The sequence below is a fragment of the Stenotrophomonas lacuserhaii genome, assembly GCF_039674585.1.
GTDB lineage: Bacteria > Pseudomonadota > Gammaproteobacteria > Xanthomonadales > Xanthomonadaceae > Stenotrophomonas > Stenotrophomonas pennii_A.
This window is the reverse complement of the sequence record NZ_JBDJNU010000085.1, coordinates 1-1,702: the sequence shown is the minus strand read 5'-3', so window position 1 is coordinate 1,702 and position 1,702 is coordinate 1. Positions and strand designations below refer to the sequence as shown.

The window sequence follows — 1,702 nt, the reverse complement described above, 5'->3', positions numbered from 1 at the left end:
ACTTGCGGCGTGTCCCGTGCGGCCCACCCGCCCGGCCCAGTCCACGCACGCCATCGCGAAAAAAACCATCTCGACACTCAGTCGGCGCGGCCGCCGAATTCGCCGGTCGCGGTGTTGACCAGCACGCGTTCGCCGTTGGCGATGTACTCCGGCACCATGATTTCCAGGCCGGTGCTCAGCTTCGCCGGCTTCGGACGCTTGGTGGCGGTGCCGCCCTTCATTTCCGGCGGGGTCTCCACCACTTCCAGCACCACGCTGGTCGGCAGCTGGATCGCCACCGGCTGGTCGTCGATCACCTGCACGTAGATGCCGGCCAGGCCATCGGTGATGTAGCCGGCGTCATCGCCGATCACGTCCGCATCCAGGGTGTAGGGGGTGTAATCCTCGTCGTCCATGAACACGAACGCTTCGCCATCCTTGTACGAATAGGTCGACAGGCGGCGCAGCAGTTCCACTTCCGGCAGGTTGTCATCGGAGTCGAAGCTGGCGTCGAGCTTGTTGCCGCCCGGCACGCTGTACATGATGAAGCGGAAGCGGACATTTCCGCCGCGGCCCTGCGGCGAGCTGCGTTCGATGTCGCGGATCTGGTACACGCCGTTGTTGTACTCGACGACGTTGCCCTTCTTGATATCGCTGGCTTTCATGGTGATGTAGGTCGGTTGGGGGAGGGCGCCGTCCCGGCGCCCGGGGGAATCACTTCGGAGCGAGCCGGGTGGCGCCGTCCAGGCGGATGGTCTCGCCGTTGATGTAGGTGTTGCCCAGAATGTAAGCGACCAGGCTGGCAAAGTCTTCCGGCTTGCCCAGCCGCGACGGGAACGGGATGGACGCGGCCAGCGATTCCTGCACGGCCGGTGGCATGCCATCGACCATCGGCGTCCAGAACACGCCCGGGGCGATGGTGTTGACGCGGACGCCGAAGCGCGAGAGTTCGCGGGCCATCGGCAGCGTCATCGAGACTACGCCGCCCTTGGAGGCGGCATACGCGGCCTGGCCGATCTGGCCTTCATAGGCGGCGATGCTGGCGGTGTTGATGATCACCCCGCGCTCGCCGTCCGGGCCGGCGTCGTTGTGCTGGATGCGGTTGGCTGCGGCCTTGGCGACGTTGAAGCTGCCGACCAGGTTGACCATCACCGTGCCCTGGAAACCGGCCAGCGGCATCGGTCCTTCCTTGCCCAGCACGCGGCCGGCGCCGAGGATGCCGGCGCAGTTCACTGCCACATTGAGTCCGCCGAGGAAGGCGTGGGCCTGTTCGATGGCTTCGGCCACGGCGGCCTCGTCGCTGACGTTGACCTGCTGGTAGGACGCGTTCGCCTGTCCCAGGACGGCGACGGCGGCGGCACCTTTTTCATCATTGAGATCGAACAGCGCGACCTTGCCGCCGTGGGCGACGAGATGTTCGGCCACGGCCAGGCCGAGGCCGGAAACACCACCGGTGATGACGGCACGTACGTTGGACAACTGCATTGCACGGTCCTGCTGGTTCAAGAGCCCGCGATTCTAGCGGATGGCGCGTGGTGGGCCGTTGTGCAGTGCGTTGGTGGATGCCGGGCTGCGCCCGGCGCCTGCTTTTCTGGAGCAACGGCAACGTCAAAAGCCGCAGGGCTGTGTGTTGGCGGGGCGGGGTGGCTGTGCAGGACACGCCGTGAACCCGTCCATGGGGGCTCGCTTTTCGCATCCATGCGAAAAGACGGTCCTGCACAGC

General features: G+C 65.9%; 2 protein-coding genes. Both read right to left on the bottom strand.

Features of this window, described 5'->3' with window-relative positions:
- Positions 1-77 precede the first annotated feature (77 nt).
- On the bottom strand, positions 78-644 hold the full coding sequence (yeiP, locus tag ABE522_RS17465) for an elongation factor P-like protein YeiP (RefSeq protein WP_042613949.1): 567 nt from the start codon (positions 642-644) through the stop codon (positions 78-80).
- 49 nt (positions 645-693) lie between these two features.
- Positions 694-1,464, bottom strand: a complete 771-nt coding sequence (locus tag ABE522_RS17460; RefSeq protein ID WP_346592785.1) for an SDR family oxidoreductase — start codon at positions 1,462-1,464, stop codon at positions 694-696.
- Between the last annotated feature and the right edge of the window lie 238 nt (positions 1,465-1,702).

Coding starts and splice junctions, on each gene's coding strand:
- yeiP (WP_042613949.1), bottom strand. CDS start 644: ATGAAAGCCAGCGATATCAAGAAGGGCAACGTCGTCGAGTACAACAAC.
- ABE522_RS17460 (WP_346592785.1), bottom strand. CDS start 1,464: ATGCAGTTGTCCAACGTACGTGCCGTCATCACCGGTGGTGTTTCCGGC.